This window comes from Candidatus Symbiopectobacterium sp., assembly GCF_020054415.1.
Classification (GTDB): Bacteria; Pseudomonadota; Gammaproteobacteria; order Enterobacterales; family Enterobacteriaceae; genus Symbiopectobacterium.
Genome location: NZ_JAHWCO010000743.1, coordinates 1 through 6,749, shown reverse-complemented (window position 1 = coordinate 6,749; position 6,749 = coordinate 1). Strand labels below are relative to the sequence as shown.

Genomic DNA, 6,749 nt, shown 5'->3' with positions numbered 1-6,749 from the left:
GTTTACCGTCGTTTCGTACAGACGCAGAGCTTGCGCAATCATCGCAGAGCTCCAGCCTTCGGAGGCCAGCAGGACGGCTTTGATGCGATCACAAACACGCTTATCACGACTGGTGTCATGAAGGTGTTCGAGTTCGGCTTTTTGCTTGTCGGTACTAGATATCTTTATAGTGGGTGAGCATGATCTTCTTACCGCGTAAAATCAAGCATCTTCAATGATCACGGGTATATAGCCTTTCCCCTTTTTTGTCTGCACGGAATAGAGCATATCCGAACACTGGGTGCGCAGGTCGTCTTCGATAAAGCTGCCCGATACCATCGCCAGTGTACTGAAATCGCAGCGTTCACGTAGGTGAGGCGGCAAATGGATTTCCAGAAAGTCTCGGGCTACCGTGATATCGCCGAGGAATTTTTTGAACAGGGAGTCATGTTGGGAGAGTGAGGACGTTGTCATTGGCGCAGTATACCTTGCTCAGGTTACGGTATGCCATCGAAATCCCCGGCCCAACGAGCTGGGGCGGCTGTCAGTGCCTCTGTGCGAACTGCTCGAGTTCGGACTTGTGCCGGCGGTTCAGCGATGTCGGTATTTTTGGCGGTATTAATTTTAATTAACCAAAATAAGTCGATATAAATCAATATAATAATCATTGGGATACTATTGAGTGGGAAATTGCGGTTTAACGTAGAGGATTGCCCTGCAACGGTATTAAATCTGGCAGCATCATCTACATCGACCTCAGCGGAGAGGTCGTGTATTCAATGGGTTGATGTAGCATCAAACGTAGTACTCGCGTTCGATGTAAGTACCGATGATCCTATCGTGCATTTCGGATGATTTTGAATATCCCAGCGTCTTACGATTGAGCCGTTTCAATCGGTTACGCAGTGTCAGATTTTCACGCTCAATACGCTGTGTATACAGCTTGCCAACAATGTGTTTTGCTTTTGGAAGTGCGTCGTTGTAAGCACTGTAGCCATCCGTGCACCAAAACGCCACACTGAATCTCAAGAGCAGTTTCAGCAACTTATGCAGATTTTTCTTGCTGCAAGAGCCAAATGCATGAGCGATAATCTGCTTCAAACGCGGCTCCCATGCGTACCACAGCCAGCGCTCGTTCTTTGTTGCCAACAAATGACCACATCTCATCCACTTCGCAAATCAGTTAAATTTGCAGGTTATCCAGTGGCTGCGTTGTTACATTCCGCGGAGAAAGTTTTTTTAAAGTGCGCACGACGGCGTTTATACTAATATGTAGTGCCCGCGCAGTGTCACGAATACCCGCATTATTCATTGCCAAGTCAATGAGTTGGTCTGTCATTCACGGTTGGAAGGTACGATAGGCATAGTCGAGCCGGAAGGTGCGTTTGCATGACTGACAACGGTAACGCTGATGGCCACTTTTGCCATAACCGTGTTTTTCACAGGAGATGTCTGTTCACAAAACGGGCATCTTACATAAACTTTAGCCACTGTATTCCACATCCAAAACCGGATATGGTACACTGCAATCAACGTGTTGAATACACGACCCAATTCTCGTGCCGAAGATTCAGTATAACCATCGACATCCTTGAGTAAGTTGAGTGCTGTTTTTCTTTCTTTACCACTCAACCCAACTTTCAATATATTATCCAGCCTTTCGTTGAGATTTTCCTTGTAAAACTGATTGGTTCGTGTATTCAATAAGTTGATGTAGCATCAGACGTAGTGCTCGCGTTCGATGTAAGTACCGATGATCCTATCGTGCATTTCGGATGATTTTGAATATCCGAGCGTCTTGCGATTGAGCCGTTACAATCGGTTACGCAGTGTCAGATGTGCACACCCAATACGCTGTGTATACAGCTTGCTAACAATGTGTTTTACTTTTGGAAGTTCAATGACGTTCTCAACGGGGTGCAGGCCGTTTGTTGGCGATATCGCATTGTCAACGCACGGTATTTATGCTGAGAAAATACCCGTCGAACCTGATCCGGTTAATATCGGCGAAGGGATTTGAGAGTGCATTCGCCTGCCTCAAAGTCCTTTGCCACCCTAATATACCCAGGAGTGCAAAGTGTTGCAGTCGCTATTATCCCGTTTATTACTTGCTGTATTCGGCCTCTCTGCCGTGCTGTTCGGCTCTGCTGCCGCTAATACCAAGCCCGCATTGACCGTTTACACCTACTATTCCTTCGCGTCTGAATGGGGCCCCGGCCCGGCGATTAAAAAAGCCTTCGAAAAAGAGTGCGAGTGCGAATTAAATTTCGTCGCGCTGGAAGATGGCGTTGCCCTGTTGAACCGCTTGCGCATGGAAGGTAAAAACAGCAAAGCGGATATCGTGTTGGGGCTGGATAACAACCTGCTCAAGGCGGCAGCGGATACCGGGCTATTTACCCCAAACCACGTGAAAACCGCCGCGTTAACGCTGCCCGGCGGCTGGAACAACGCCACGTTCCTGCCTTACGATTACGGCTACTTCGCGTTCGTCTACAACAAAGACAAGCTAAAAAATCCACCGACCAGTCTTGATGCCTTGATCAACAGCGAGCAACCGCTGAAGGTCATTTATCAATACCCGCGCACCAGTACGCCGGGGCTGGGCCTGCTGCTGTGGATGCAAAAGGTGTATGGCGATAAAGCGCCTGACGCCTGGCAAAAACTGGCGCGTAAAACCGTTACCGTCACCAAAGGGTGGAGTGAGGCTTACGGTCTGTTCCTTAAAGGCGAAGCAGATCTGGTGCTGAGCTACACCACCTCTCCGGCCTATCACATTATCGAAGAGAAAAAGACTAACTACGCAGCGGCGCTGTTCAGCGAAGGCCACTATATGCAAGTTGAAGTTGCTGGGCAGTTGACCGCCAGCAAGCAGCCGGAACTCGCTAACCGCTTTATGCAGTTTATTCTCAGCCCGACGTTCCAAAGCCTGATGCCAACCGCCAACTGGATGTATCCGGTCACAGGCGTGGCACTGCCAGAAGGTTTCCAATCGCTGGCGCGCCCGGAAAAAGCGCTGTCCTTTAGCGCACAAGAGGTGGCAGACCTGCGTGGGCAGTGGATTCAGGCATGGCAACGCGCCGTCAGCCGCTGATCCCACACTGGCTCTGGCCTGGGCGGTTTGTCGCGGCATTGCTGGCAGGTGTTGCCCTGCTCGCGTTTGGCGCTCTCTGGCATCAGGCTCCTGATACCCCATGGCAGACGCTATGGGGTGACAGCTATGTATGGTACGTAGTGCGCTTTACCTTTTGGCAGGCATTGCTTTCGGCGCTACTCTCCACGCTGCCCGCCATTGTGCTGGCACGCGCCCTCTACCGCCGCCATTTCCCCGGCAGAACCTGGCTGTTGCGCCTGTGCGCCATGACGCTGGTGTTACCGGTGTTGGTGGCGGTATTTGGCATACTGCGCGTCTACGGGCGACAGGGCTGGCTGGCACAAGGCTTAAGCGCACTCGGCATCGACTACACCTTTTCCCCCTATGGCCTGCAAGGGATTCTGTTGGCCCATGTGTTCTTCAATCTGCCGCTGGCGACACGTCTGCTGTTGCAAGCCCTGGAGTCCATCTCCACGGAGCAGCGTCAGCTAGCGGCCCAGTTGTGCATGAATGCCTGGCAAACCTTTCGTCTCATTGAATGGCCGTGGTTACGGCGTCAAATCCTGCCCAGTGTGGCACTGATTTTCATGCTCTGCTTCGCCAGTTTTGCCACCGTACTCTCACTCGGTGGAGGCCCGCGCGCCACTACTATCGAATTGGCTATCTATCAGGCATTGAGCTTTGATTACGATCCTGCGCGTGCGGCTGGATTGGCACTGATCCAGATGGTCTGTTGTCTGGGGTTGGTGCTACTGAGCCAACGACTCGGATCGTGGTTCGCCGTGGGCAATACCCAGCAATTACGCTGGTGCAACCCACAGGATTCTCTGGCTGGACGGTTGGGCGATACCGTGATTATCGTTGCTGCGCTGTCATTGCTGCTGCCACCGTTGCTAGCCGTGGTGCTGGATGGTCTCAGTCCTGCGATGCTGGCGGTGCTCAAACAGCCCGCGCTGTGGCAAACGCTGTGGACATCCCTGCGTATCGCGCTCGGCGCAGGTGTGCTTTGCGTCATCCTGACCCTGATGCTGCTGTGGAGCAGCCGTGAGCTGAAACTGCGTCAGCAGCGGCTGGCCGGACAGTTGATGGACATCAGCGGCCTGCTAATTCTGGCGATGCCGGGCATTGTATTGGCGACAGGCTTTTTTCTTGTGCTTAACAACACCGTAGGGCTACCGACATCCCCCTATGGGCTGGTGGTCGCCACTAACGCGCTGATGGCCATCCCCTACGCGCTCAAGGTGTTGGAGAACCCGATGCTCGACATCGCTCAGCGCTATAATCTGTTGTGCCAATCTCTGGATATTCGCGGTTGGCACCGTCTTCGTCTGATTGAGTTGCGCGCGTTGCAACAACCGATCACGCAGGCGATGGCATTTGCCTGCGTACTCTCGGTGGGGGATTTCGGCATTATCGCCCTGTTTGGCAATGAGCAGTTCCGCACGTTGCCCTTCTATCTTTACCAACAAATTGGCGCTTATCGCAGCGCAGACGGTGCGGTAACCGCACTGCTGCTGATGCTGCTCTGTTTCGCGTTGTTTACCGTGATGGAGACATTGACCCTGTGGCAAAAACGGGCGGGCCGACATGCTGTCGTTGAATAAACTCACTTATCTCTATCAACAGGCCCCCATGCAGTTCGATGTCAACATCGCTGCGGGAGAGCGCGTTGCCCTGTTGGGGCCAAGCGGTGCGGGAAAAAGTACGCTGCTCAGCCTGATTGCCGGTTTTTTATTGCCGAACAGCGGCGAACTGTGGCTAAATGGCGACGATCATCGCTATACGCCGCCCGCCGAGCGCCCGGTGTCAATTCTGTTTCAGGAAAACAACCTGTTCCCACACCTGACGCTGGAGCAAAATATTGCGCTTGGCCTACACCCCGGTTTGCGTCTCACGGCAGCACAGCGTCAGGCATTGCACGCTATTGCAGAACACGTGGGCTTAAATAGCCTGATGCAGCGCCTGCCCGCGCAGGTGTCTGGCGGTCAACGCCAGCGCGCCGCATTGGCCCGCTGCCTGCTGCGCCAACGCCCTGTCCTGCTGCTGGATGAACCGTTCTCCGCGCTCGATCCGGCGCTGCGTCAGGATATGCTCACACTGGTTGATAGGGTGTGTGCAGAGCAGCAACTTACACTGCTGATGGTCACTCACAATCTGGATGACGCGTTGCGTATTGCTCCACGCAGTCTGCTGTTGGTCGATGGGAACATAGCCTACGATGGCCCCACGATGTCGCTGTGTGACGGCAGCAGCGAGGTGGCGCTGATACTGGGGATCAGCGCCACACGTGACCGATCGCCTACATATCGCGAAGACTCAACAGAGGATATTTTGTGAGCTGAATAAAATTTTCACTTTTTATTCCTTGTGGGTATTGCGCCTATTGCAACGCCCGTGCTTATATAAAACTGCTAATTAACTGACTGATTGACAGGATCACCGTGAGACACTCCGCTGCTATGACTTCTGCACTACTACACACCACGCATGTTGACGCGGTCGTTGTCGGCGACGCGCCCTAACGGGTTCCGAATTACAGCACGATTCCCAAACCCCGCCGGCGCAACCCGAGCGGGGTTTCTTGTTTTTACCTTCCCCGCTCCGAAAACGCACCGGCCCAGATGAAGGATATTACTATGCGTTATACCGGAGCACAGTTGATCGTCCTGCTGTTGGAACAGCAGGGTATCACCACGGTAGCGGGCATTCCCGGCGGGGCGGCACTGCCGCTGTATGATGCGCTGGGGCAGAGCACAACCATCCGCCATATTCTCGCCCGCCATGAGCAAGGGGTAGGATTTATCGCGCAGGGCATGGCACGAGCCAGCGGCAAAGCCGCCGTTTGTCTGGCCTCTAGCGGCCCGGGAGCAACTAACCTGCTTACCGCGATTGCTGATGCGAAACTCGATTCCATCCCTCTGGTGTGCATTACCGGTCAGGTCTCCTCGACCATGATCGGCACCGATGCCTTTCAGGAAGTGGACACTTGTGGCATTTCCATCCCAGTCACCAAACATAACTATCTGGTGCGGGACATCAACGAGCTGCCGCGCGTAATTTCAGACGCGTTTCGCATCGCGCAATCAGGGCGTCCGGGCCCAGTATGGATCGATATTCCGAAAGATGTTCAAACCGCTACGATAGCGTTGTCCGAACTGCCAGCCATTGCTGAACCCGATCTCACCCCCGCCATTGATACACTAGCCATCGCACAGGCCGCCGAAATGATCAATGCTGCAGAGCGCACCATCCTCTATCTGGGCGGTGGCATCATCAGCGCCGAGGCCCACCAACAGGCGATTGAACTCGCCGAGCGCGCCAGCATGCCCACCACCATGACGCTGATGGCGCTCGCTGCCATGCCGACCGATCACCCGCTGTCACTCGGCATGTTAGGCATGCACACAGCCCGTTCCACTAACCTGATTTTGTAGCAGTCTGATTTGCTTATCGTACTGGGCGCGCGCTTTGACGATCGCGCTATCGGTAAAGTGGAACAATTCTGCCAGGATGCCAGCATCATCCATATCGATATCGATGCGGATGTCTGCCGGGTAAGCGAAGAACGTCGCCAGGTTAGCCAAGTTTGTCTGCCAGCTCCGGCTTATCTGCGGATAGCTGCTGTCCCAGGCACTGTCGAACGCTTCCAGCGCCTGCAGACCTGCTTCTTCTCTGGGGG

The 6,749-nt window shown here is 53.8% G+C and carries 3 protein-coding genes, 6 pseudogenes and 1 riboswitch; of the genes and pseudogenes, 4 read left to right on the top strand and 5 right to left on the bottom strand.

Annotated features, from left to right (window positions below):
* The 4 pseudogenes from QZ506_RS21380 to QZ506_RS21365 all read right to left on the bottom strand — a co-directional run.
* Window positions 1-168: pseudogene (locus QZ506_RS21380) on the bottom strand (IS630 family transposase); the annotation flags it as partial.
* Window positions 169-210: 42 nt separating this feature from the next.
* Window positions 211-453: pseudogene (locus tag QZ506_RS21375) on the bottom strand (Rpn family recombination-promoting nuclease/putative transposase); the annotation flags it as partial.
* Window positions 454-774: 321 nt separating this feature from the next.
* Window positions 775-1,470, bottom strand: a pseudogene (locus tag QZ506_RS21370) (IS1 family transposase).
* A gap of 228 nt (window positions 1,471-1,698) precedes the next feature.
* Window positions 1,699-1,875, bottom strand: a pseudogene (locus QZ506_RS21365) (IS1 family transposase); the annotation flags it as partial.
* Between the two features lie 7 nt (window positions 1,876-1,882).
* Window positions 1,883-2,012, top strand: a riboswitch (TPP riboswitch).
* Between the two features lie 44 nt (window positions 2,013-2,056).
* Here QZ506_RS21365 and thiB point away from each other — a divergent pair.
* The 4 genes and pseudogenes from thiB to QZ506_RS21345 all read left to right on the top strand — a co-directional run.
* Complete coding sequence (thiB, locus tag QZ506_RS21360; RefSeq protein ID WP_291973771.1) at window positions 2,057-3,070, top strand: thiamine ABC transporter substrate binding subunit; 1,014 nt, start codon at window positions 2,057-2,059, stop codon at window positions 3,068-3,070.
* Window positions 3,046-4,674 (top strand): thiamine/thiamine pyrophosphate ABC transporter permease ThiP, encoded by a 1,629-nt coding sequence (thiP, locus tag QZ506_RS21355; RefSeq protein WP_291973769.1) that lies wholly within the window; start codon window positions 3,046-3,048, stop codon window positions 4,672-4,674. The genes thiB and thiP overlap by 25 nt, the downstream gene beginning before the upstream one ends.
* Window positions 4,658-5,407 (top strand): thiamine ABC transporter ATP-binding protein ThiQ, encoded by a 750-nt coding sequence (thiQ, locus tag QZ506_RS21350; protein WP_291973767.1) that lies wholly within the window; start codon window positions 4,658-4,660, stop codon window positions 5,405-5,407. Before thiP ends, thiQ begins: the two co-directional genes overlap by 17 nt.
* A gap of 299 nt (window positions 5,408-5,706) precedes the next feature.
* Window positions 5,707-6,609, top strand: a pseudogene (locus tag QZ506_RS21345) (thiamine pyrophosphate-binding protein); the annotation flags it as partial.
* Here QZ506_RS21345 and QZ506_RS21340 read toward each other — a convergent pair.
* Window positions 6,610-6,749 (bottom strand): annotated as a pseudogene (locus QZ506_RS21340) (transposase); the annotation flags it as partial.

What these genes read in the sequence shown, in the direction of transcription:
- thiQ (WP_291973767.1), top strand. Translation starts at nt 4,658, where the DNA reads ATGCTGTCGTTGAATAAACTCACTTATCTCTATCAACAGGCCCCCATG.
- thiP (WP_291973769.1), top strand. Translation starts at nt 3,046, where the DNA reads ATGGCAACGCGCCGTCAGCCGCTGATCCCACACTGGCTCTGGCCTGGG.